Annotated in this window: 20 protein-coding genes and 1 tRNA gene; 9 read left to right on the forward strand and 12 right to left on the reverse strand. The window is 71.1% G+C overall.

What is annotated here, in order from left to right:
* Positions 1 to 479 precede the first annotated feature (479 nt).
* Entirely contained in the window at positions 480 to 1,364 is an 885-nt protein-coding gene (locus AB0368_RS31550) for a hypothetical protein (protein WP_366157662.1), read from the reverse strand.
* A 496-nt stretch (positions 1,365 to 1,860) separates the two neighbouring features.
* Positions 1,861 to 1,933: transfer RNA gene (locus tag AB0368_RS31555), tRNA-Lys, on the reverse strand.
* A gap of 155 nt (positions 1,934 to 2,088) precedes the next feature.
* Here AB0368_RS31555 and AB0368_RS31560 point away from each other — a divergent pair.
* Positions 2,089 to 3,375 carry an Ig-like domain-containing protein gene (locus AB0368_RS31560; protein ID WP_366157792.1) on the forward strand — a complete coding sequence of 429 codons (1,287 nt, stop codon included), beginning with the start codon at positions 2,089 to 2,091 and terminating at the stop codon, positions 3,373 to 3,375.
* A gap of 162 nt (positions 3,376 to 3,537) precedes the next feature.
* Positions 3,538 to 4,776 (forward strand): Ig-like domain-containing protein, encoded by a 1,239-nt coding sequence (locus tag AB0368_RS31565; protein ID WP_366157663.1) that lies wholly within the window; start codon positions 3,538 to 3,540, stop codon positions 4,774 to 4,776.
* Positions 4,777 to 4,779: 3 nt separating this feature from the next.
* Here the strand turns inward: AB0368_RS31565 and AB0368_RS31570 are convergent, their stop codons facing one another.
* The 5 genes from AB0368_RS31570 to AB0368_RS31590 all read right to left on the reverse strand — a co-directional run bounded on the left by AB0368_RS31570 (position 4,780) and on the right by AB0368_RS31590 (position 9,323).
* Positions 4,780 to 5,178 carry a hypothetical protein gene (locus AB0368_RS31570; protein ID WP_366157664.1) on the reverse strand — a complete coding sequence of 133 codons (399 nt, stop codon included), beginning with the start codon at positions 5,176 to 5,178 and terminating at the stop codon, positions 4,780 to 4,782.
* Positions 5,179 to 5,228: 50 nt separating this feature from the next.
* Positions 5,229 to 7,973 carry a tetratricopeptide repeat protein gene (locus tag AB0368_RS31575; protein WP_366157665.1) on the reverse strand — a complete coding sequence of 915 codons (2,745 nt, stop codon included), beginning with the start codon at positions 7,971 to 7,973 and terminating at the stop codon, positions 5,229 to 5,231.
* 124 nt (positions 7,974 to 8,097) lie between these two features.
* Positions 8,098 to 8,460, reverse strand: coding sequence for a nuclear transport factor 2 family protein (locus AB0368_RS31580; RefSeq protein WP_366157666.1), 363 nt, complete (start codon positions 8,458 to 8,460; stop codon positions 8,098 to 8,100).
* Positions 8,461 to 8,504: 44 nt separating this feature from the next.
* Positions 8,505 to 8,849 carry a PRC-barrel domain-containing protein gene (locus AB0368_RS31585; protein ID WP_366157667.1) on the reverse strand — a complete coding sequence of 115 codons (345 nt, stop codon included), beginning with the start codon at positions 8,847 to 8,849 and terminating at the stop codon, positions 8,505 to 8,507.
* A 42-nt stretch (positions 8,850 to 8,891) separates the two neighbouring features.
* Entirely contained in the window at positions 8,892 to 9,323 is a 432-nt protein-coding gene (locus AB0368_RS31590; RefSeq protein WP_366157668.1) for a response regulator, read from the reverse strand.
* 120 nt (positions 9,324 to 9,443) lie between these two features.
* Between AB0368_RS31590 and AB0368_RS31595 the strand changes: the two genes are divergently transcribed.
* Positions 9,444 to 12,152: a transglycosylase domain-containing protein gene (locus AB0368_RS31595; protein WP_366157669.1), complete on the forward strand. Its 2,709-nt coding sequence runs from the start codon at positions 9,444 to 9,446 to the stop codon at positions 12,150 to 12,152.
* Here the strand turns inward: AB0368_RS31595 and AB0368_RS31600 are convergent.
* Together AB0368_RS31600 and AB0368_RS31605 are read right to left on the reverse strand one after the other, a co-directional pair.
* The gene (locus AB0368_RS31600) at positions 12,130 to 12,486 is read right to left on the reverse strand and encodes a DUF2750 domain-containing protein (protein WP_366157670.1); all 357 of its coding nucleotides are present in this window, start codon (positions 12,484 to 12,486) and stop codon (positions 12,130 to 12,132) included. The two genes, AB0368_RS31595 and AB0368_RS31600, sit on opposite strands and share 23 nt — an antisense overlap.
* Positions 12,487 to 12,516: 30 nt before the next feature.
* The gene (locus AB0368_RS31605) at positions 12,517 to 13,161 is read right to left on the reverse strand and encodes a DUF2238 domain-containing protein (protein WP_366157671.1); all 645 of its coding nucleotides are present in this window, start codon (positions 13,159 to 13,161) and stop codon (positions 12,517 to 12,519) included.
* 71 nt (positions 13,162 to 13,232) lie between these two features.
* On the opposite strand from AB0368_RS31605, the gene AB0368_RS31610 reads away from it, so the two are divergent.
* Positions 13,233 to 13,718 (forward strand): GNAT family N-acetyltransferase, encoded by a 486-nt coding sequence (locus AB0368_RS31610; protein WP_366157672.1) that lies wholly within the window; start codon positions 13,233 to 13,235, stop codon positions 13,716 to 13,718.
* Between the two features lie 55 nt (positions 13,719 to 13,773).
* Here AB0368_RS31610 and AB0368_RS31615 read toward each other — a convergent pair whose 3' ends face one another.
* From AB0368_RS31615 to AB0368_RS31625, 3 genes are all read right to left on the reverse strand, one after another.
* The gene (locus tag AB0368_RS31615) at positions 13,774 to 16,362 is read right to left on the reverse strand and encodes a hypothetical protein (protein ID WP_366157673.1); all 2,589 of its coding nucleotides are present in this window, start codon (positions 16,360 to 16,362) and stop codon (positions 13,774 to 13,776) included.
* Positions 16,363 to 16,533: 171 nt separating this feature from the next.
* Positions 16,534 to 17,040, reverse strand: a complete 507-nt coding sequence (locus tag AB0368_RS31620) for a GrpB family protein (protein ID WP_366157674.1) — start codon at positions 17,038 to 17,040, stop codon at positions 16,534 to 16,536.
* A complete protein-coding gene (locus AB0368_RS31625; RefSeq protein WP_366157675.1) occupies positions 17,037 to 18,173 on the reverse strand; it encodes a magnesium and cobalt transport protein CorA in 1,137 nt (378 codons plus the stop codon). The genes AB0368_RS31620 and AB0368_RS31625 overlap by 4 nt, the downstream gene beginning before the upstream one ends.
* 115 nt (positions 18,174 to 18,288) lie before the next feature.
* On the opposite strand from AB0368_RS31625, the gene AB0368_RS31630 reads away from it, so the two are divergent.
* The 5 genes from AB0368_RS31630 (at position 18,289) to AB0368_RS31650 (ending at position 22,857) form a co-directional block, all read left to right on the forward strand.
* Complete coding sequence (locus AB0368_RS31630) at positions 18,289 to 19,272, forward strand: YafY family protein (protein WP_366157676.1); 984 nt, start codon at positions 18,289 to 18,291, stop codon at positions 19,270 to 19,272.
* Positions 19,273 to 19,339: 67 nt separating this feature from the next.
* A complete protein-coding gene (locus AB0368_RS31635; protein WP_366157677.1) occupies positions 19,340 to 20,380 on the forward strand; it encodes an amidohydrolase family protein in 1,041 nt (346 codons plus the stop codon).
* A 65-nt stretch (positions 20,381 to 20,445) separates the two neighbouring features.
* Positions 20,446 to 21,492 (forward strand): hypothetical protein, encoded by a 1,047-nt coding sequence (locus AB0368_RS31640; protein ID WP_366157678.1) that lies wholly within the window; start codon positions 20,446 to 20,448, stop codon positions 21,490 to 21,492.
* Positions 21,482 to 22,258, forward strand: a complete 777-nt coding sequence (locus AB0368_RS31645) for a hypothetical protein (protein WP_366157679.1) — start codon at positions 21,482 to 21,484, stop codon at positions 22,256 to 22,258. The genes AB0368_RS31640 and AB0368_RS31645 overlap by 11 nt, the downstream gene beginning before the upstream one ends.
* Positions 22,259 to 22,308: 50 nt before the next feature.
* Positions 22,309 to 22,857, forward strand: coding sequence for an NADAR family protein (locus tag AB0368_RS31650; RefSeq protein WP_366157793.1), 549 nt, complete (start codon positions 22,309 to 22,311; stop codon positions 22,855 to 22,857).
* Positions 22,858 to 22,859 lie beyond the last annotated feature (2 nt).

Here is a 22,859-nt window from a genome sequence, read left to right on the forward strand (position 1 = left end):
CCCCCCGGCGCGTCGTCACAGCCAGTGCACCGTGTGTTGTTCCGCCCGACAGTCTCAACGCGCGAGGCACCCCGGGTCCGTCATGTCGCTATGCGTGAGTGACGGGCACTGTTCGAAGCGAGGCGAGTCCTGCTTGCCATTGACCTGAAGATCAATCATTCTTCGCGGTACAGAACCGAGTTCCAGAGCCACGCGTCGGTGAGATCCGGATCCGTCTCGTGTGGCCAGAAGTTCGTGTCGCTCAGTTCCAGAGCCACCAGCGCTACGCGTGTGGGTGCGCCGGCAGGTCGACGACGGAGCGCCCATAGGGACTTCGCCTTAGTCCCTAAGACCTGCAATCGGCGGACGCGCCGGCGCTCTCATCACCGACTCCACCGTCTCCTGGACCTCGAACTGCTTCACAGACCGCTCAAGCCGCTGAACCTGCGTGCTGGCGAATCTTCGTCCACTGGCCGTGGGCGCTACATACGGGGCAGCGTCTAGCTGAACTGGGGATGGTGCGGGCCGCCCAGTTTGACGGAGATGGCGTCCACGAGCCTGCGGTAGGGGGCGCCGTCCGGCGCTGTCGGGTCGTCCTCGTCGGCTTCGGCGGCGACTTCGTCCGCGATGAGAGCCGATTCGATCAGTTGCAGGAGCAGGTCTGTCCAGCGCGGGCCGGTCATCGTCATCCTGGCGTCGGTCCGCTTGACGTCGGTGCCCGCGCGGAGCAGGCGCTGCTGGCGGCCGGTCAATTCAACGGCGTATCTGCGGTCGGGACGCAGGCCAAGCTCGTTCAATGCTTCCAGGCTGACGTCGCCCAGCCCGCGATAGTCGATGGCGTCCGGGGACACGGTGAACTCGCACCAGGACGTCCAGGCCTGCTCGTCGTTCGGGTCGCTGAAGGAGAGGGGGTTGCGGGCCCGTTCCTGGGTGTCGTCGGCTCGTGCCCGCCAGCGGTAGCTTCTGCCCGGCGCCAGGTCGCCCGGACCGAACTCCAGGATCTCCGTACCGGATGTGTTGATGGTTTCGCTGCCGTCGAGCTGCTGGTACTGGTAGGTGATCGCTTCGCCCGGCCCCGCTGTCGCGGACACGCTGGTCAGTGTCGTGCCGACCACTGGCCGCCCGGTACCGGCGACACAACCTGCCTGGCCCGCGGTAATCGGCCGGGTCGGTGCCGGCCGGGTGGGCGCGGCCGGCCACCACAGCTTCGGGTCCGCGACCGTGCCGTCCGGCCGTTCGCAGGCGATGTCGAACAAGGCGTTCTCAACTTGGCGGTACTTATCGGCCAGTTCCTGCGCCGCCTTGCGGCACTGCGCGTACAAGGCCTTGTCATCGTCGCCTGGCCCGGCTTGCGCGGGCACCGACCCGGCGGCGGCGAGCAACATCACGAGAGCGGCGAACCCGGCTGGCCAGCGCAGCACCGCGCGCGTACGCCCCGCAGCCACCACCGCCACCCCCCATGCATCCGACCGCCACTCCATCGGCTGCCGGACGCCGGACTCAAGGAGCCTTACCCGTACGGGGCTTCAGGGCGCGCGCTCAAGACCTTCGACGGCCGTGGTCGTAAGCGCGCCTCGTCGCGATCAACACTCGCAAGCCGGCTCAAGTTCCAGCTTCGCCGCCACGTGCCGCCGATTCCGTGCGGGCGGATCTCAGGGGCGGAGCGCCATGCGGGCTCGGAAGCGATGGATCCCGGCGGCAACAGCGCCCGTGGTGGCAGGTGAGTTGGATCACCGGCGGGCAGCCATGACGGCATATGCTGCCCCCTGTCGCCAGGTATCAGCGTCTCCGGATCACGCATGGATCACGCAAGCGTCCACAAGGGGCACGAAAAGGGCCCCGACCAGAGCAGAAATGCCTGGTCAGGGCCATGATCACCTGTGCGCCGCGTAGGACTTGAACCTACAACCCGCGGATTAAGAGTCCGCTGCTCTGCCAATTGAGCTAGCGGCGCTCGCTGGCAACGGGAGAAACATTAACACGACCTTCCGGCGCTCCGAAAATCGGGGCTCCGGCATGATCGCCGTCGGCAAGCCGCCGCTCGGTGGGCCCCTTCTGTTGCTGCGGTAAGGCAGGATGTGCCCGCGGAACGTGAGAACGGGGCAGAGGATGGTCGGCATGCGGCGGCGCTCGCTACTGGCGGTTGTGGCACTGGTGGTGGTGGCGCCGCTGGCGCTGGGCGGGTGTGGGAAGGGCCGGGCGAAGCCGGCTGACGCCGCCTGGGTCGGGGCTTCCGCGGGGCCTTCGGCGGGGGCATCCGGTTCGCCGGGTTCCGGGCCGGCTGGGCAGAACGGCGGGAGTTCGGCCCTCGAGTTGAGCGTGACGCCTGCCACCGGGAAGAAGGGCGTGCCGGTCAGTGCCGAGATCGGGTTCAAGGTCGCCGGCGGGAAGGTGACGACCGTCTCCCTCGCGGACGACAAGGGTAAGGCCGTCTCCGGTGAGCTGCGCGAGGACGGTTCCGCCTGGGTACCGGGCAAGACCCTGCAGACCAGCAAGAGGTACGTGGCCACGGTCACGGCCGTGAACGAGGCCGGGCAGTCGAAGACCGAGACCACCACCTTCACCACCATGGGCCGGCCGGGGCATGAGACCGGTACGGGCCTGTACCTCTTCGACGACCGCACCTACGGGGTCGCCATGCCGGTCGTGGTCGAGTTCAACCCCGGCATCAAGAAGAAGGACCGGGCCGCCGTACAGAAGCGGATGTTCGTCAAGAGCGCGCCCGCGCAGCCCGGAACCTGGTCGTGGACCTCGAGTGGCACCCAGGCCTATTACCGTGCTCCGAAGTTCTGGCAGTCGGGCACCGAGCTCGCCGTGCGTATCGCTGTCGGCGGGCTGCCGACCGGCGGGGGACGGTACGGCGACCGGGACCGGGCCGCGACCGCGAAGATCGGGCGTAGCTTCGTCATGAAGGTCGACAACAAGACGAAGAAGATGGCCGTCGTCCAGGACGGAAAGACCGTACGGACGCTGCCCGTCAGCCTCGGCAAGAAGAGCACCCCGTCGTCGAGCGGGACCATGGTGGTGATGGACAAGCAGGCCTCGACCGTCTTCGACACCATCGCCGAGCTGGGGCCCGAGCAGGGCTATCGCACCGAGATCGAGTACGCCCAGCGGCTGACCTGGTCCGGCCAGTTCATCCACGCGGCGGAGTGGTCGGTGGGTGCCCAGGGTCACCGGAACGTGTCACACGGATGTGTCAATGTCTCTCCCTCGAACGCGCGGTGGTTGTTCGGCAAGACGCTCATCGGTGATCCGGTCACCGTTCGGGGTACGGAGGACAAGCTGACGTACGGCAACGGGTGGACGCCGTGGGACGTGAGCTGGAAGGAGTTCGTCAAGGGCAGCGCCCTCCCGGTGCCCGCCGAGCTGGCCGCGCAGGCGGGTCAGGACTGACGCTAAAGGCGCGCGGTCGGAAACCCGTCACTCGGGGGCCTGCGCCCGTATCGGGGGCGCCTGGCCAGGCCGGATGGGGGTACGCGGCACGAATCCGGGATTGGAGCTCTGGCATTCATGACGGATGATGGTCGCCGGGACGACAGCGCGGTGAGAGGGATCATGAGACTTCGCAGAGTGACCGGCCCGGCCGGGCGGCGCCAGTGGCGTAGTGCCGCGGTGGCCTTGGTGGCTGCCGGTGTGCTGCTGAGCGCCGGTTGCAGCGGTGACGACAAGTCCGATTCCCCCTCCTGGCAGGGCGGGTCGGCCGGACCTGGCGAGTCGGGCGCGCCGGCGCCGGCGCCGACCCTGAGCACCGTCGCTGTGACCTCGCCGGCCGCGAACGCGACCGGGGTCAAGGCCATCACCGAGATCAAGTACGAGACCGAGGACCCCGCCAACACGTCCGTCGAGGTCAAGGACGGCGACGGCGGCGAGGTCAAGGGCACCCTCGACAAGGATGAGAAGGTCTTCCGGCCGGCGAAGGCGCTCGGCTGGGGCGAGACCTACACGGTGACCGTCAACGGCACCCCCTCGGGTGACAAGGGCGGGTCCACCACCAGCTCCTTCACGGTGATGAAGAAGCCGTCGAAGCTGGTGCGGATTTCCAGCTTCCTGGCGGACGGCCAGACCGTCGGCGTGGGCATGCCGATGATCGTCAGGTTCGGCCGCTCGGTCCCGGAGAAGTACCGCGCCGACGTCGAGCGCCGGATGGCCGTCACCGCCACGCCGGCGCAGGAGGGCACCTGGCACTGGACCAGCCCGACCGAGGTGCACTACCGCCCCAAGACGTACTGGAAGCCGTACACGAAGATCTTCTACAAGGTCCAGCTGGCCGGCGTTCCGATGGGTGACGGCTGGTACGGCCGCTCCGACGTGACTGTGGATCTCAAGGTCGGCCGCGCCTTCGTCATGACGGTGGACAACCGCACCAAGCACATGACCGTCAAGCAGGACGGCAAGACCATCAAGAGCATCCCGGTCAGCCTCGGCAAGAAGTCGACGCCGTCGTCGAGCGGCACCATGGTCATCATCGAGAAGAAGCGGCACACCGTCTTCGACACGATGGACGAGCTGCCCAAGGGCGAGGGCTACCGCACCGAGATCGACTTCGCCCAGCGGATCACGTGGAGCGGCCAGTTCGTCCATGCCGCCCGCTGGTCGGAGGGTGTCCAGGGGCACAGCAACGTCTCGCACGGCTGCGTCAACGTGTCGGAAGCGATGGGCAAGTGGCTCTTCGACCGCACGATGATGGGCGACCCGATCACGGTCAAGGGCACCGAGGCGAAGCTCCAGAACGGCAACGGCTGGACCGACTGGAACATGAGCTGGGACCAGTACAAGAACGGCAGCGCCCTCTAGGGCCTATCCGGCCGTCTCCAGCCCGGAGTCGGCGCAGACGGAGACCATGTCGGCCGCGGCGGCGCTGACGGCGGCCACCAGATCCGGTTCGTCCTCGCTGCCCTGGGCCTTCACCGCCTGCTCGTACGCCTGCTGGAGGCGGGCCGCCGCGTCCGCCACCGGGGCGTCGGCGGTCGCGGTGGACGCGTTGACGCCGGTGATCACGCCCGGCTGCATCAGGGTGGCGGCCTCGACCGCCTCGGCGATCCTGCCGCAGGCGATGGTGCCGGGTGGCTCGTCCGCGGCGGCGAGGGACGCCGGCGACGGTGCGAGCGATGCGGCCACCGGTTTCGGGCCGGTGCCCGAGCAGCCGGCGAGGGCCAGGACGACCGCGGAGATCGTTACGGGGAGTCGGTGCGACACCATCTCACCGTAAGCTTCCGGCGGGCGTCGGGCGGCTGGAACATCCGTGATCACTCAGACAGCTTGGCGCGTAGTTCCGCCGCGTCCGGGTGGTCGAGGTCGGTGAAGATCTGCAGCGCCTGACGCCACGCCTCCCGCGCGGCCGCCGGGTCACCCGCGGCCTGGTGCGCGTCCCCGAGGTGGCTCAGGATCGTCGCTTCGAGGCGGCGGTCGCCCTGCCGGTGGAACAGCTCCTGGGAGCGGCGGTAGCACCGGATGGCATCGTCGAATTCGCCGAGGTGGTGGTGGACGTAGCCCAGGCTGTCCCACGAATGGGCCGCTCCGGGCCAGTTCGCCACCTCTTCCTGGATGGCGACGGCGCGCTGGCAGTATTCGAGCGCCTCCGCGTAGTTTCCCAGCGTCACGTGGCACCAGCCCAGGTTGTTCAGCGCCGACGCCATGCCGGGCTGGTCGCCCAGCTGGCCGTACCGTTCCAGGGCCTGCTTGCCCTGGCGGAGGGTCTCCTCGTAGTGGCCGAGGCGGCGGGCCGTGGTGCCCAGGTTGAGGTGGACCAGGGCGCGCTCGTCGAGGTTGCCGGTGTCGCCGAACAGCTCGAGGGCGCGCGTCAGGTGGGTGTGGGCCTCCTCGGGGCGGCCCAGCTCACGGTAGGCGTTCCCCAGGTTGCACAGGATGCGGGCCTGCCAGAACGCGTCGCCGGCCCGCTCGGCGGCGGCCAGCGAGACGCCCAGGCAGGCGAGCCAGTCCCGGCCGTTCCACTGGCGCTCGAAGTACGTGGACATCGCCCACGGCAGCAGCCACGCGTGGGTGTCGAAACCCTGGGCCGCGGATTGGTCGACGGCGGCGCGCAGGCTGCGCTCCTCGGCGGCGAACCAGGCCAGCGCCGCCGGGACGCCGGGCAGATCGGCGGGGCGGACCTCGGGCGCGGCCGGCTCGGGGCGGTAGTGGAACCGGTGCCGGTGCGGGTACAGCCGCTCGTCGCCGGCCAGCGCGGTGTGCAGGTAATAGTCGAGGATGCGCAGGGTCGCGGCCCGGCGGTCCGCTTCCGGGTCGTTCCAGTCGGCCAGTTCCCGTGCGTACGCCCGCAGCAGGTCGTGACAGCCGAACCGCCCGGCCGGCTGCTCGACCAGGAGGTTGGCCTGCACGAGCCGGGCCAGCGGGGCACGCGCTTCGGCGGCCGGCACCCCGAGCAGGGCGGCGATCCCGGCCAGGCCGGCGTCCGGGCCGGGGTGCAGCGCGAAGAGCCGGAACAGCCGGGCGGCCGGCGGGTCCAGGGTCCGGTACGACCAGGAGAACACCGCGCGGACGTCCGTGGCGGGGTCGGTGTCGGCCAGCGCGTCCAGGCGGTGCCGGGAGCCTGTCAGCTCGGCCGCCACCGTACCCAAAGCGAACTCCTCGTCGGTGGCGGCCCGGGCCGCCGTGATGGCCAGGGCCAGCGGGAGGCCGGCGCAGGCGGCGACGATCTCCGCCACCGCCGACGGTTCGGCGTCCACCCGGCGCGGCCCGATGCGCCGGGCCAGCAGGTCGCGCGCCTCGCCGGCGGGGAGCGTCTCCAGCCGTACGGGATGGGCGCCCTCGGCCGCGACCAGCCCACCCAGCCGGCCGCGGCTGGTGACCAGCACCAGGCACCCGGCCGCGCCCGGCAGCAGCGGCCGGACCTGCCCCGCGTCGGCGGCGTTGTCCAGCAGGATCAGCATCCGGCGTCCGCTGAGCAGGCTGCGGAAGAGCGCGGACTGGCCGGCGAGGTCCCCCGGCATGCGCTGGGGGAGCACACCGAGCGCCTCGAGGAAGCCGCGCAACGCCTCGGCCGGCGCGGCCGGCGGGCCGCTCGGATCGAAGCCGCGCAGGTTGACGTAGAGCTGACCGTCCGGGAACCGGTCATCGAGGCGGTGCGCCCAGTGGACGGCGAGCGCGCTCTTGCCGACGCCCGCCGTGCCCGAGAGCGTCGCCACGACGGCTTCCCGCCCGGTACGGCCGAGAAGGTGGTCGAGGCGCGCCAGTTCCGCCCGGCGCCCGGTGAATCCCCGGACGTCCATCGGCAGCTGGCGGGGGCGGCCGGCGTCCGGTGCGGGCCGGCTCTGCATCGCCTGCCGCAGCTCGGCCCCGGGTGCGGTGCCGAGCTCGTCGTGCAGGCGCTGGCGGGTCCGGGCGAACACCGCCTGAGCCTCCGCCTCCCGGCCGTCCCGGCGCAGCGTGCGGATCAGCAGCACGGCGAGCGGCTCCACCAGCGGATGCTCGTCCAGCAGCGGCCGCAGCAGCTCGGCCACGACGGCCGGGGCGGTGCCGAGGCCGAGCTCGACGGGGGCCAGCGCCAGGGCCGCCCCCAGCCGCTGCTGGGCCAGGTCGTCGCGCAGGCCGGCGGCCCAGTCACCGCCCAGGCCGGCCAGCGGCTGGTCCGTCCACAGCGCCAGCGCCTCCCGCAGGTGCGCCGCGACCTCGGACGGGGAAAGCCCGCTGCGGCGGGACCGGGCGATCAGCTCGCGGAAGCGGCTCAGGTCGATCCGGTCGGGGTCGGCGGCCAGCGCGTACCCGCCGCTGCGGAACTCCAGGCGGGGAGCGTCCGCGCCGATCTCCTCGAACACGCGGCGCAGGCGCAGCACGTATGTGTGCAGGGCGTTACGGACCGTCCGCGGCGGCGTGCCGTCCCAGACCCGGTCGATCAGCTCCTCGAGCGGCACGGCGCGGCCGGCCTCGGCGGCGACCCCGGCCAGCACCGCACGCTGCTTCGCCGGGCCCAGGTCGAGCCGGTTCCCGGCCACCCAGAGCTCGACCGGACCGAGCAGGCGTAACTCCCACATGGGTTTCAGTCTTCATCAATCCGGATTTCAGCGTAAGCGGGCAGGATCGGGCGTGCTCGATGCACGGGGGTGGGTGGCGCCGTCGATGCCCTCGCGGCGCCACCCAGAGCGCACCGGTGGTCGGTCAGACCACGCTCGCGTGCGCCGCGAGAATCCGCCAGCCGCACGCGTCGTCGTGGATCCAGGTGCGGGTGTAGCGCATCCGGGCGTCGAACGGCACGCCGTCGATGCTGCCGCTCAGCCGGCCGAGGAACCACGTCACCCCGGTGCCGCCGGCGACGAGCACGTCCAGGTGCTCCTCGTCGAGGGAGCGGATGACCTGCGAGCCCTCGCGGTGCACCCGCAGGTCGTCGGCCTTGGAGTAGAGCCTGCCGTCCGGCCCGGTGAAGACCAGCCGGTCGTGGAGCAGCCGGTCCAGCGCCGTGACGTCGGATGCGACCTGGGCGGCCTGCAACCGCCGTTCGGCGTCGCGGAGTTCGTCATCCATGCGTTCTTTCTAGCCGTCCGCGCCCCGTGCGCCGGCGGCGGGCGTCACTTCGGCTGGACGAGCCATTTCCACGCGCGCCGCAGGCCGTCACCGAGGGAGTCGTTCTCCGCGGCGGCGTCCTCGCTGGGCTCGGGGAGCCGGCCGGCCGGCACGGCGACGATCACGCCGTGCGCGTAGATGCCGTCGACCTGGTCGGCGGCGGCGTACCGGTGGCCGTCCCCGGTCTTCACGACCAGGCCGTGGAAGATGTCCTCCTGGTCCCCGGCGAGGACGTGCGCCACGGTGCCGACCCGGTCACCCGCGCGGTCGTAGACCGGGGTGCCGTCGGCCAGGACGAGGAACGACTGCGGTGCCCCGAGGTCCTCGGGTGCGGAATCGGTGTCGGGCATGCGAGGGGACGTACCCAGGCCGGCCGGCGGATAACCGGGCCGTCAGTCGCCCGGCGGCAGGACGGCCACCTCGCGATAGAACCGGTTGATCGTGCGTACGGTCGATTCGAAGTCGTCCAGGGTGAACGGCTTGGTCACGTACGCATTGGCCTGGTGCTGGTAGCTGGCGGCGATGTCCTGGTCGGCGCCGGACGTGGTCAGGATGACCACGGGGATGGCCTTGAGCCGGTCGTCGGTCTTGATCGCGGCCAGCGTCTCGCGACCGTCCATGCGCGGCATGTTGAGGTCGAGGAGGATGAGGTCCGGACGGTGCGCTTCGCCGTACGGCGCGATCCGCCGCAGGTAGTCCAGCGCCTCGCGGCCGTCGGACACGCGTTTGACCGTCGTCCGGGTCTCGGAACTCTCCAGCGCCTCCGAGATCATGAAGGCGTCCGCGTCGTCGTCGTCGACGACGAGGATCTCGAGACTTCGCACTCTGCCCCCTTATTTGCAGTGCGGCAAGCATAGGGGCGGGCCGACCGGAATACCACCTCTGCCAGGTATGAAATGCGGCGCGGCGAGACATGTCTCATAACCGGCCATCGAATGCCACTGATGCCGGGGTTGCCGCGTCTTGTCGTCGTGGAGAAAGAATCGGACCGGAAGCCGCAGCGGCGGCGCCTTCTCCGTCGGATCGTCACCCGCCTGGTGGTGATCGCCCTCTTCTACTGCGGTACGGGAGCAGCCGCCGCGGAGGCGTACGTCGAGTCGGTGCCGGTGCCCCCGGCGCCCGTGGCACCCCAGGCCTCGACGCTGTACTTCCGGGACGGCCGGACGATCCTCGCGCGGGTCGGGACGATCGACCACAGTGACGTGCCGCTGTCGGCGGTGCCCCCGGCGGTCCGCACGGCGGTGCTCGCCGCCGAGGACCGGGACTTCTACGAGCACGCCGGCGTGTCGGTACGCGGCGTGCTGCGCGCGGTGGTGGCGGACGCGGGTGGCGGGCGGCAGGGCGCCTCGACCATCACCCAGCAGTACGTCCGCAACGCCTTCCTGACCCAGGACGTGTCCGTCGAGCGCAAAGCGAAGGAGGTGGCGCTGGCGATCCGGCTGGAGCGCGAGCACTCCAAGGACGAGATCCTCGAGCGCTACCTCAACACCATCTACTACGGACGTGGCGCGCAGGGGATCGCTGCGGCCGCCCATGCGTACTTCGGCATCACCCCGGACCGCCTGACGCCGGCGCAGGGTGCCGTGCTCGCCGCGGTCATCAAGGACCCGTACCGCTACGACCCCGCCAACGACGCCGCCGCGGCCCGCAGGCGGTGGAACTGGGTGGTGAAGGCGCAGCGGGACCTGGGGTGGCTGGCCGGCGAACCCGCGTACCCCCGGGTCGAACCGCCGTCGGCCAAGGGCCCGGGCCCGGACGGGCTCGTCATCGACCGGGTCGAGGCGGAACTCGCCGCGCACGGCGTCACCTCCCAGGCCCTGCACACCCAGGGGCTGTCGGTGGTCACGACGGTGGACCGGGCCGCGCAGCAGGCCGCCGCCGACCAGGTCGCGGGGCACCTCGCCGGCCAGCCCCGAGACCTGCGGGCGGCGCTGGTCGCGGTCGACCCCCGGACCGGCGGCGTCCGGGCGTACTACGGCGGGAAGCGGGGCCGCGGCTTCTTCGACGACGCCTCGGCGGCCCATCCGGCCGCGTCCACGTTCAAGCCGATCGTGCTCGCGGCCGCCCTGCGCCGGGGGATCAGCGCGACGTCACGGTGGGACGGCAGTTCGCCGCGCATCTTCCCGGGCCGCCTCGGGGTGCCGCTGCGGAACCAGAAGAACCTCCAGTGCCCCGACTGCACCCTCGAGAAGTCGATGGTCGAGTCGCTGAACACGCCGTTCTACGCGGTCACCGAGGAGATCGGCGCGGACACGGTCCGGGACATGGCGCACGCGCTGGGCATCTCCGAGCGGTACGCCGGAGCGCCCACGCTGGTCGACGCCAAGGGCGATCCCCGGCCCGGGAGGACCCGTCCCGACATCGCGATCGGCCGGTACCCGGTGACCCCGGGCGACCTGGCGACGGTCTACGGCACGTTCGCCTCGGGCGGCGTACGCCACGAGCGGCACTTCGTCGAAGCGGCGGCCGACTCGCAGGGCCGGCAGCTCTGGACCGCGGCGCCGGGCGCCCGTACCGTCCTCGCCCCCGAGATTGCGGCGGACGTCGGCTCGGTGCTCGGCGCGGTCGTGACCGCGGACCGGGTGCGGCCCGGGCGGCCTGCCGCGGGCAAGACCGGTACCCAGCAGTGGCGCGACACGAAGGACAACCAGGACGCGTGGATGGCCGGGTACACGCCCGACCTGGCGACCGCGGTGTGGGTCGGCCGGGAGCGGCCAGGGCCGATCCGGGACTCGTCCGGTAAGCCGATCCAGGGCGACACCGTGCCCGCGAAGCTGTGGAGCGCCTTCACGCGCGACGCTCTGATCGGGACCCCGGTCCGGACGCTGCCCGCGGCCGCGCATGTGGGGCGTACTGATGCCGGCGATGCGGGCCGGTCACGCCCTTCGGGCGACGCGGCGCCGGAGAAGAGCGCCAAGCCGGGATTCGGTACGCCGGTGGTGCGCACCGAGGGCTCCGGGAAGCGGCTGGCGCTGACGTTCGACGACGGCCCGTCGCCGTACACGCCGCAGGTGCTCGACCTGCTCGGCCGGTACGGCATCAAGGCGACGTTCTGCCTCGTGGGCGAGGAGGCGCAGCGCTACCCCGCGCTGGTGCGCCGGATCGTCGCCGAGGGACATGCGCTGTGCAACCACTCCTGGAAGCACGACGACCTCGGGGTGGTGCCGGCCGCGGCGACGCGAGCCGACATCGAGCGCACCGACGCGGCGATCGCGGCGGCGGCCCCGGGCGCCACCGTGCCGTTCTTCCGGGCGCCGTACGGCTCCTGGGGTGCCTCGGCCCGCGAGGGCGCCAAGCTGGGACACACCCCGCTCGGCTGGGTGGTCGACCCCGACGACTGGCTGAGGCCCGGCGCGGAGGTGATCGCCGACCGGATCGAGAAGCAGCTCGAGCCCCGGTCGGTGGTGCTGGTCCACGACGGCGGCGGCGACCGCAAGCAGACGGTGGCCGCGCTGCGCGAGCTGATTCCCCGGCTGCGGGCGGACGGATGGCGGTTCGACCTGCCGGAGCGCACCGTATCGCCGCGGGCGCTCCCGTCACCTGCCGCAACACCGTCCGATTCGCCCAGCCCTTCCCGCAGCCCTTCCCGCGGCCCCGAACCGTCCGCGAGCGCTTCGGCGGTGCCGGAGGTCAGTGGGTCACCGGCTCCGTGAACCATGCGGCGACCTCGGCGGGCGTCAGGTCGAACCCGGTCGCCCGGGCGCCCGCCCAGTTCGCCCCGACGAGCACGCCGTCCCGGTCCAGGCCGGGCAGCCAGCTCCCGAGCCAGTCCGGCAGGGGGATCTCGACGACCTCGAAGTCCCGGTACGCCTCGACGGCACCGACGACCCGCTCGGCGCGGGACCGCTTGGACCAGAAGGGCATCGCCCGCGTACCGTCCGCGTTGCGAGGGGCCGGGTAGCCGCCGGTGTCCCGGATGGACCAGACCCGGCCCTCCAGGGGTACCTCGCGGCGGAACGCCTTCGAATGGGCCGCGCTGAGCGACATTGCCGTTCCTCTCTCCGCCTCCGATTGCCCCTATCGTCGCTCCCCGGGCGGCTCCAGGTGATTTGAACGGGCAAATGTCAGCTGACGGTCGTGCACCCGGGCGAACACCAGCTGGCTGAGGATCGCGCCGACCATGGCGAGGAACATGTCCCACTGGGTGTCCCAGACGTCGCCCTGGGTGCCGAGGAAGTCGTCGGCCGCCGACCCGCCGATGAGCGCGGACCACCACTCGAAGAACTCCCAGCAGGCGCTGATGCCGAGCACCACGCAGACCACCAGGGCGAAGAGCCAGCCGCCCGGCCGTAGCGGGGTCCGGCGCAGCAGGATCTCCCGCGCGACGATTGCCGGGGTGATGCCCTGGAACAGGTGGCCGAGCCGGTCGTACGGGTTGCGGTCCAGCCCGAAGAGGTCGCGCACCCAGTCGCCGGCGGGCACCTCGGCGTAGGTCCAGTGGCCGCCGACCATGAGGATCAGCGCCTGCGCGAGGATCAGCCGGTACGCCAGCGGGGTCAGCGGGAACCGCCGGTACGTCAGCACCAGCAGCGGCGCCGCTATCAGGGCGGGCAGAACCTCGAGCAGCCAGGTCCCGTACGAGGCGGGCCGGATCGCCGACACCGCCAGCGCGACGGCGCCGGCCCCGAGCAGAAACGCCGGCTCGCGGCGTACCTGAGTCATGCGGGGAATGCTGTCAGCCGGCGCCGGCCGCCGGTATGAGTATCCGTACCAGTTCGCTCTAGGGTCGGACCATGGACATCAGGGTGGCGACTCCGGAGGACTGGCCGAGCATCTTCCCGTTCTGGTCCGCGATCGTCGAGGCCGGGGAAACGTACGCGTACCCGTTGGGTGCGAGCAGCGAAGAGGCCCGGGCACTGTGGATGGAGCAGCCGCCCGGACTCACCGTGGTGGCCGTCGACGGCGACGAGGTGCTCGGCTCCGCCAAGATGGGACCGAATCGTCCCGGGCGTGGCGCGCACATCGCCACCGGCAGCTTCATGGTGGGTCCCGCCGCTCAGGGACGTGGGGTGGGGCGGGCGCTGGGCGCGTACGTCCTCGACCGGGCGCGCAAGGAGGGCTACCACGGCATCCAGTTCAACGCCGTCGTCGAGTCGAACGCGGCCGCCGTACACCTGTGGAAGTCGCTCGGCTTCGAGGTGATGACGACGATCCCGGAGGCTTTCGACTCCGCTTCGCACGGGCGGGTCGGCCTGCACGTCATGTATCAGAAGCTGTAGAGGACGCCGGGGATGCGCGCGGCCGGCGGGGGCGGCCGGCCGCGCGCAAGTCTCTCTACCGGGTGGCCATGATCAGTGCGGCCGGGTCGGTGCAGACCAGCTGCAGCGCCCGGGCCACCACGGCCGGGTCGTACGTCGAGGCGTGGAACGTGGCCTCCAGGTGCAGCACGCCACCCATCTCGGAGGTGGTCAGCGTGATGCCCTCGGGGCCGTTGAGCGTCGGGACGCTCTGGTTCACCCGGTCCGCCGGCTCGGCCGCCCACGGCAGGTCGGCGAGCACGTCGTGGCGCCCCTGGTTGCTGAAGGTCAGCCGCGGCCGCGGCGACGCCGGCGCCTCGCCCGGGTAGGGGTCCGGCAGGCCGGGAGCCCCGGTGACGAGGAGCTTGCCCTCGCGCAGCAGCATCATCGTGAGGATCCGGCCGGTCGCCAGCTCGGCCTTGAGCGTCGTGTGGATCGCCGCGGGATCGGTCAGGCTCGCCGGCGTCAGGTACGGGCCCATGCAGAAGTTGCTGTCGATGCTGACGCCCTTGTCGACGTAGCGCCGCGCGTCCGCCAGGAACGTGCCGCCGGCCATGTCGGGGTTCAGCCCCAGCTCCTGCAGGGCCGCGGTGAACGCCGCGAAGGTGATCGCCGAGGTGGTCACGCCGGGGGAGTGCTCGTCCCGCCACACCCGCATCTTCGGCAGGACATCGGCCGAGCGTGCCGTCTCCACCGTCAGGCTCGCGGTCCAGGGGCGGGTCTCGGACTGCTCCGAGTGCGGCGGCCGCGCGAAGCTCAGGCCCTCCTTCCACCGTCCCGGCTTGGTGCCGAACTGCTTCCACCAGGCCTTCGGCAGCGCCCAGCGGTGCCGCTGCGACGGCGCGATCACCGCGGCCCGCTCCTCGCCGGCCGCCCGGACCAGCTCCCGCAGCAGCGTGTTGACCGGCCCCGCGTCGCCGTACGCGTGCGCCACTTTCATCGCCACGTAGCCGCCGCCGGCCAGGATCCGCACCGGGTGGTGGCCGCGGGGCTCCGCCTGCAGCTGCCGGGTCATCGCGTCGAAGTCGGCCGGTCCGTCGCCGAGGTCGGTCACGGCGTCCTGGACGTACGCGGCGAAGGCGTCAGCATCCATGTGCAGCCACCGAGCGCCGCTGCGGTCGAGGCGCGACACCGCCCGGTGCGCCGGGTCGGCCGCGTGCAGTCCGACCAGCGCGGCGCGCAACCGCGCGGCCGTGACCCCGGTCAGCGGTCCGACGGTACGGATGTACTCCAGCGGGAGCCACGCACGCTCGTGCAGGGTCAGGCTGGTGCTCGACATGATGTTCTCTCCTTCGGGAGCTGCCTTGGCGAAGACCACTCGCAGCACGGTCGGGGCGACGAGGACGGTCTCCGCCGCCATCACCAGCGCCACCCAGGTGACGAGCTCGGTGAGGCTGCCCCGGCTGCCGCCGTACCAGGCCGCGACGAGCTCGGCGACCCCGGCGAAGACCGAGAAGACGCCGGCGCCGCGGACGGTGCCCTGCACCCGGGAGATCGCCAGGAAGAAGTGGTGGAAGACGAACGGCAGGTAGGTCAGCGCCAGGATGGTCAGCGCCGTGCCGGCCGAGGCGGCGTAGCTCGCGCCGAAGATCGACATGATCGGGCCGGCGGCGATCGCGACCACGAGCGAGACCGGCAGGCCGCCACCGAGGCAGATGAGCAGGCCCATCCGCACCTTGGAGCGCAGCGCGGCCTTGTCGCCGCTGGCCACCGCGAACAGCGTGAGCGCCACGTTGCCGGGCACCATGGCAAGGAACGACAACACCATGAACGCGGTGTAGAACGACGCGTTCGCCTCTGCCGACAGCACCGCGGTGACCACCAGCGGCAGCGCCGCACGCGGCAGGTACGTCGCCAGGTTCAGCAGGTTGTGGTCGAACGTCGCCCGGCCCCGGCCGCGCAGCAGCGACGCGCGGGGGCGTACCGAATCGACCATGCCCTTGCGGCGCAGTGCCCGGCCCAGGACCGCGACCGAGAACACCATGCCGGCCACCCAGGTCAGCAGCAGTTCGCCGCCGGTGAGGGCGAGCGGGAGCAGGGCGAGGACGCCGAGCAGTGCCAGCTTGATCGCCGAGAACCAGGCGTTGCGCATCAGCTGCAGGGGGCCCTGGAGGAGGCCGACCAGGGCCTCGTCCAGCACCAGCGTCATCGCGTTGAGCGCGATGCCGAAAACCAGCAGCACGGTGGCGGCCGTGCTGCCGAGCGCTTCCCGCAACCCGGGGACGGCGAAGTGGGCGAGCCCCACGTAGATCAGCCCGCCGAGCGTCGCGGCGCTGCCGGCGACGAGCAGGCAGGTGCTGATCAGCTCCCACTTGCGGCCCTTCAGGGCGGGCAGGTCCGAGATCAGCATGGTGCCCATGCCGAACATCCCGATCGTGCCGATCAGGGTCATGGCGGACACCGCGGCCGAAGCCTGTCCGACCGCCGCGGCCGGGGCGGTGCGCGCCGCCAGCCACCAGTACGCGAACCCGAACAGCGACGTGATCGCGGTGGTCGCCATGAGCGAGCCGGCATTCAGGAAGAGGTCGAGGTGACCCCGCAGAACGGTGACAAGCCCACCGCGGCCGGGACCCTCGGGTCCGGGATCAAGGCTCTCCGGTACGGCCTCGGTTATCGTGCTTTCCACTACTACCGCCCCCAGTTGCAGTGATCGACTCGCAACGGTAGTTACCGACCGTGTTCGACGGCCATGGCAGAGTGGGGTAGATCGAGTGTTCCGTCCGGAGTGGAGCGTCTGCGGTCCGGCGGAGGGGCCCGGGACCGAACGGACGAGGTTTGTGACGGGTGTGGTTCGTGACTATTCCTCCCAGACCGGAATCGGCGGCAGTCCGCGCCCGGTCCGGGCGGCATCGGTCAGCTCCTGGATGAGCGCGGTCTTACCGCGCGTATACGCCTCGCCCGGCCCATGCCGGTCCATCAGCTCCCGCTTGAGGGCCGCGTAGCGCTCGCGCGCCTCCGGGTGGGCGAGCAGATAATCGCGCAGCAGACGCTCGTTGCGCGTCGCCCATGTGTCCATGGTCACGACGTGCAGGTGGTACGCCGTGCTGTCGTAGTCCTCACGCCGGTAGACGAGCCGCCGCGGCATGTCCGCCGGCTGGATCCGGTAACCGAGAGACTCCAGAGCGCCATCGTTGACCTCGTCGAGGTCGTCCAGCGCGGCCATCAGGTCGATGACCGGCTTGGCGGGCATCCCCGGTACGGCGGTGCTGCCGATGTGCTCGACGGCGGAGAAGAGCGGCGCCAGCGTGATGCACGCCTGCCGGCCGAGCTCGGCCCAGCGCGCTTCCGGCTCCGCGATCGTCACAACCAGCCCACCCTCTTCAGCCTGCGGTACAGCACCACCGATGCGACCGCCATCAGCAGCAGGACGGCGGGATAGCCGTACTTCCAGTCCAGCCCCGGCATGACCTTGAAGTTCATGCCGTAGATGCCGGCGATGGCGGTCTGCACAGCCGCGATGGCCGCCCAGGACGCGATCTTGCGCATGTCATTGTTCTGGTCGACGGAGACCTGGGCCAGTCGGGCCTGGAGGATCGAGTTCAGCAGATCATCGAACCCCGCGACCCGGTCCACCGCCCGCCCCAGGCGACCCCGTACGTCCACAAGGTACGGATAGAGCGCGTCGGGCACCACCCCACGGTCCAGCAGACGCTGCAACGGCTCCTGCAGGGGCAGCACGGCCCGCTTGAACTCCACCATCTCGCGCTTCAGTTGGTAGACGTGGGCGATGTCGGGCGCCTTGTCCGCCGCGAAGGCGACGGCCTCCAGCGCCTCCAGGTCCCGCTCGACGTGCCCGGCGACCTCCAGGTACAGATCGACCATCCGGTCACAGACCGCGTACGCGACCGCCCACGGACCGGCCGTCAGTTGCGCCGGTCGCGCTTCCAACTCCTCCCGTACGGGCTTGAGCGCGCCGGCCGCCCCGTGCCGGATCGTGATGACGAACTGCGGCCCGATCAGTACCGTGACGTCCCCGGTGTCCACCACCTCGGAGGTGGCGGTCAGCTCCTCGTGCTCCACGTAGCGAGCGGTCCGCAGCACCAGCCGGGTCACGTCACCGATCGTCTCGGCGGCCGGGCGGTGACCGGCCGCGGCGGCCTGGACCGCGGTCAGCTCGTGCAGCCCGAACACCGCGGCGATGGAGGCCATCGTGCTCTCGTCCGGCTCGTGCAGGCCGAGCCAGACGAAGGCGTCGCGCTGCCGCTGGGCGGCCTGGACGGCGTCGGCGTAGTGCGACAGCCCCGGCCGCCGCTTGCCGCCGTGGTAGACGGCGCAGTCGACGACGGCACCAGGATTGCGCCGCCGGGGCTGCGGAACGGTGTGTTCCGGGCGGCTCAAGCCCTCGATGAACCGGCCGAGCGTACGGGGGATGAGGTACGGCTCCCGCCGTCGCCGCCAGCCGAACATCCGCCGTGCCCTCCCGTCCTCGACGATCAACGGCCCCCGACGTTATCCGGCGGGTGCCCGCACCCGCCGCACTCCCCGCCCGCCGCGCTCACCGTCCGCCCGATACCGGCCACTTCCTGACCGCAAAGGGTGGGACGCTCGTCCCATGGCGAACACGAGCGCCCGGATGCTCCGGCTCCTCTCCCTCCTGCAGACCCACCGCTACTGGCCGGGATCCGAGCTCGCCGAGCGGCTCGAGGTCAGCCTCCGCACGCTGCGCCGCGACGTGGACCGGCTGCGTGACCTGGGCTATCCGGTGGACGCCGCGCGGGGAGTCGCCGGGGGATACCAGCTGCAGGCCGGCGCGGCGGTGCCGCCCCTGCTGCTCGACGATGACGAGGCGGTCGCCATCGCGGTCGGGCTGCGGACCGCGGCCGCCGGCGCCGTCGCGGGCTTCGAGGAGACATCGGTACGCGCCCTCGCCAAGGTCATCCAGCTGCTCCCGCCCCGCCTGCGCCGCCGCATCGACGCGCTGCAGGCGGTGACCGCCCCGGGCGTCCTCGGCGGCGGCCCGGTGCTGGACCCGGCCGCGCTGACCACGATCGCCCTGGCCTGCCGGGGCGAGGAACGGCTGCGCTTCGAATACGTCCCGCGTGACGGTGAGAGCGCCGGCCGGCACGTCGAGCCGCACCGCCTCGTCGCCCTCGGCCGCCGGTGGTATCTGATCGCCTGGGACCTCGACCGCGCGGACTGGCGCAGCTTCCGGGTCGACCGCCTCACGAACCCGTCCCTGACCGGCGCCCGCTTCCGGCCCCGCGACATCCCCGGCGGCGATCCGGTCGCCTGGATGCGGCAACGACTCGCCGCCGTGCCCAGCCGGCACGACGTCTCGGTGGTGCTGGCACTGCCCGCCGCGGCGGTGCGGCAGCAGGTCGGGCACTGGGCCTCGGTGGAGGCCGTCACCGACGACACGTGCCGGATCCGGATGAGCGTCGACGACCTGGGCTGGCCGGTGATGATCCTCGGCGTGCTCGACGCGGACTTCACCATCGAGTCTCCTCCGGAACTGCACGAGCGCGCCCGGCAGGCCGCGGACACCCTGCTGAGGGGTGCCGCGGATCGGCGCCCCCGTGGCGCCGATCCGCACTGAGAAACCTAGCCCCACCCTCTGACAGTTTTCTGTGGATGCGTCCACAGTGGTGGCCTACGCTGCGGCGATGACTGTCATCCGGGTACGCGGCCGCGCCCTGCCGAGCGGCGAGCAGGTCGACCTCTACGCCGACGGCGACCGCTGGACACCGGACCCCGTAGCCGGCGCCGACCTGATCGAGGGCTGGCTGCTGCCCGGACTGGTCGACGCGCACACCCACCCCGGCGCCGAGCAGATCGCCGACCCGATGGACGAGAAGATCCTCCGCGACGACCTGCACCGCCACGTCGACAGTGGAGTCACGCTGATCCGGTCACCCGGCCTGCCCGGCGACCCGCCGCCGTGGTTCGGTCACGACCCGGACGTACCGCGCGCCGTGCACGCCGGCCCGTGGATCGCCCGGCACGGCGAGTTCTTCGACGGCTGGGGCCGCCGAGCCGACCCGGACGGCCTGCCGGACCTCGCCGCCGCCCAGGCCGCCCGGAGCGGCTGGGCGAAGATCATCGCCGACTGGCGGGACGCCGACGACCACGTACCGGTGGCGGTCCTGCGCGAGATCGTCGCCCGGGTGCACGCGGTCGGCGGCCGGGTCGCGGTCCACTCCCAACAGCGAAGCGGCGGCGCGGCGGCGGTCGAGGCAGGCGTCGACTCCCTCGAGCACGGCATGTGGCTGGACCCCGCCCTCCTGCACCGGATGGCGGCCCAGGGCACCGCGCTGACCCCGACCCTGGCGGTCATGCAGGCCGGCGTACCGATCGTCAGCGCCCGGGAGGACTATCCGGCGAAGCGGTGGTACCTGGACGGCGTGGCGGCGCACCCGTCCCTGACCGCGGCCGCCGCGGAGGCCGGGGTGACGCTGCTGGCCGGAACCGACTCCCGGCCGCACGGCACGATCGCCGCCGAGGTGCGCGCCCTGGCTGCCGCGGGGGTCAGCACCCATGACGCGCTGGCGGCTGCCTCGTGGTCGGCCCGGGCCTATCTGGGCATGCCGGGGCTCGAGCCGGGCGCGCCTGCCGATGCGGTGGTCTACGCGGCGGACCCCCGTACGGACCTGGCCCAGCTGGACCACCCCCTCGCCGTCATCCTCCGCGGCGTCCGCGTCCGATAGCCAAGTTCGCATCAAGTGTTCGGTGTTCGGTAGTGACCGAACACCGAACGGTGTAGCCTTGAACCATGAGTTCGGTGTGGGGGGCGCAGGGTATTGAGGAGCTGCGTGAGGCCGCTACCGCGGTAGGTCTTGGCGCCGAGCCTGAATGCTCCGACAGCGGAGTCGACCTTGTGCTGATCAGCCCTGCGGGTGGCCGGACCCTGACCCGGGTGAAGCGAATTTCGCTCGCGTCAGCCGAAACCGTAGGACGTCAGCTTGCCCGGCGCGATGCCGACTCACGGGATTCGCCCGTGTCGGTCCTTGTCGCCGACCGCGTGACCGAAGCCGCCCGTCAACTACTGCGCGAGGCCGGGTGGAGCTGGCTCGATCTTCGTGGTCACCTTCACCTGGTCAGCGCGGAGCTCTTCGTAGACGTAGACGTTCCCCGGCTCAAGCCGGCCTCTGCGCCAGGGCTTCCCCTCGCCGGGCGCGTAGGCCAGGAGGTTGCAGCCTTCCTCCTGCTCGACCCGGCACGACCCGCGTCCGTACGAGAGATCGCAAGGATGCTCGATCGAGCACCGAGCTCTGTGTCGCAGGCTCTCACCACCATGCGATCCGCCGCCCTTGTCGACGATCAGCGCAGGCCGACCATTCCTCACCTGTTCTGGGAGCTCGCCCAACGTTGGACCCCGGACTCCACGGACCTCGGAAGCTGTCCCTCGCCGGCTGTGACGGGGGAGGCGAGGGTCGTGAACGATGTGCTTCGGCTGGGCTTGGACGACGTCGGCACGACCGGTTGGGCGCTCACGGAGACGATGGCGGCTGCTGCCTACGGGGCCGCCGTCACTGCTCGGTCGGATCACCCACCCGACTTCTACGTTCCAGATCAGGCAGTGATGAGACGAGCGCTTCACCTGCTTGGCCCGGCGTCCAGCCACGAGACTCGTGCGGCCACGATCCGGGTCGCACCATTTGCACTGGTGTGTGCTCGCCGCGTGAACCTGCCCGGTCAGGCATGGCCGCTGGCCGAGCCGCTCTTCGTGGCCCTCGACCTGGCACGAGATCCGGACCGCGGCCGTGAAGTCTTGGACGGGTGGACCCCTCCGCCAGGAGTCGGGCAACGTGTCTGGTGACGACTCGCCGACTGTTGTCGATCTCGTCGGCACTTCAATGTCGGCGCTTGCTCTCGCAATCCCGGCCATCGCTGAACGGACAGGTCGTGAGGTCATTGTGGTTGGCGGTCTGGCCGTCGTCTGCCGGTTGACGCGACCATACCGAGCTACCAGTGACCTGGACACGGTAAATCGACGGCACGAGGGCGAGCCCGCACAACTGGAATTGCTGATCTCGAGTGGTGCTGAACGAAGCGGCGTTTCAGGCGTTCTTGTGCCCACCGTCGCAGGTCCTGTGCAGGTGGACGTACTTGAGGTGACGGACGCAGATTTGGCCCCTCTGCCGGACGATCCAACGGACCGCCTGCACGTGCTGTCCCATGCGTGGGCGGCCGCGAGTGCGACGCCGGTGGCGATACGAGCCACCGGCAGTCCGGATCTCATGGTCGCTGTGGCGGAGCCCGGACCGATCATCGCCATGAAGCTGCAGTCGATCATGAACAGGGGGTCCCGGAAAGAGGGAACTGATCTACTGGACATCGTCCGTCTGTGCCTCGACCCCGTGGTCGGAGCAGTCCTACGTGTTCAGCTCGCGAGCGCCGATCCTCAGATCCGAGGCGATGCCGCACGCCATGCCCGGTTGTGGTTTCACGATCGCTGCGAGCGGTCGCTTCGCCGGATCCGAAGCATCCCGGAAGGCCGCGACACGGAACTGGATGATCTTCATCTGATCAACGAACTTCTCCAAGCCGCTCTGTCGGAGCCGAAACAAGGTCGAGTCCGATAATTCGGCAGGAGGTGTCGGAGGGGGCGGGCATACTGCCGGGCGTGAACGACATGCCTCGCACGGTGGACGACCTGCTTGCCCTGCGCCGCTCCGGTGAGAGGATCAAGTACGTGTTCTTCTGGGGACACCGTCCCCAGCATGACGGCAGTATCGGCACCGGCTGCCTCAGCCAGTGGTGGCCGTCCGCCTTCACCGTCGACGGCGTGCGCTTCGCCACTGCCGAGCACTACATGATGTGGCGCAAGGCGCTGCTCTTCGGCGACGGGGAGGCGGCCGGGCGGATCGTCGCCGCGAGGCACCCGCGGGAGGCGAAGATGATGGGCCGAGGGGTCCGCGGTTTCGACGACGAGACCTGGGTCGCGCGGCGCTACGGGATCGTCGTCGACGCGAGCGTCGCCAAGTTCGGTCAGCATGCCGAGCTGCGTGACTTCCTCGCCGGGACCGGAAAGCACGTCCTCGTCGAGGCGAGCCCGACGGATCGGGTGTGGGGGATCGGCCTGGCGGCGACCGACGAGCGGGCAGCCGACCCGGCCCGGTGGTGCGGCCTCAATCTGCTGGGCTTCGCGCTGATGGAGGACCGCGCCCGGCTGGGCACCTGAAC

The organism is Actinoplanes sp. NPDC051475 (genome assembly GCF_040689425.1).
Lineage (GTDB): Bacteria > Actinomycetota > Actinomycetes > Mycobacteriales > Micromonosporaceae > Actinoplanes.